General features: G+C 62.9%; 1 protein-coding gene. It reads right to left on the bottom strand.

Annotated elements, in window-relative coordinates:
- Positions 1 to 485: 3-methyl-2-oxobutanoate hydroxymethyltransferase (locus EOA86_RS37175; protein WP_206630279.1), on the bottom strand; the 485-nt coding region annotated here is incomplete at its 3' end.
- Between the last annotated feature and the right edge of the window lie 208 nt (positions 486 to 693).

Raw genomic sequence — 693 nt, 5'->3', positions numbered from 1 at the left:
CCCCTGCCCTGCACGGAATAGCCGCCGAACGCGTTGACCGCCTGCGGCGTCAGCCCGACATGGGCCATGACCGGGATGCCGCGGCCGGCGAGGAAGCGGATCGTCTCTGCCATCGCCTCGCCGCCCTCGAGCTTGACGGCGGCGCAGCCGGTCTCGGCCATGACACGGGCCGCGTTGCGGAAAGCCTGTTCACGGCTTTCCTCGTAGGAGCCGAACGGCATGTCGACGACCATCAGCGCTCGTTCGAGCCCGCGGCGCACCGCCTGGCCGTGCATGATCATCATGTCGAGCGTGACCCCAAGTGTGGTGGGAAGGCCGTGGAGAACCATGCCGACGCTGTCGCCGACCAGCACGACATCGCAATGTGGATCGACCAATCTGGCTATAGGCGTGGTGTAGGCCGTCAGGCAGACAAGCGGCGTCTTGCCCTTGCGCCCGGAAATCTCCGGCGGGGTGAAAGCCTTCTGCTGTCCGGTTGCGCTCACGACATCTACTTCCCCAGCGTTACCCGCCGCTTGTGTCGCGTTTGGCATATTTTTGTGCAGGTGCGAAGAACTAAAGTGGCACGAGGCGTGAGTTGACGCGCCGACCGATAATGGTGAGAACAAAATTCAATCGGTTCAGCCACTTCTCGGCTCCGCCCAAGCACGTCAGGGACGATGGACGATCGCGCAAAAAGGATCAGGAGAAACA

The sequence above is a fragment of the Mesorhizobium sp. M5C.F.Ca.IN.020.32.2.1 genome, assembly GCF_004023105.1.
GTDB classification, from domain to species: domain Bacteria; phylum Pseudomonadota; class Alphaproteobacteria; order Rhizobiales; family Rhizobiaceae; genus Mesorhizobium; species Mesorhizobium wenxiniae.
Note: the sequence above shows the minus strand (reverse complement) of the source record. Positions and strands in the feature narration are given on the sequence as shown.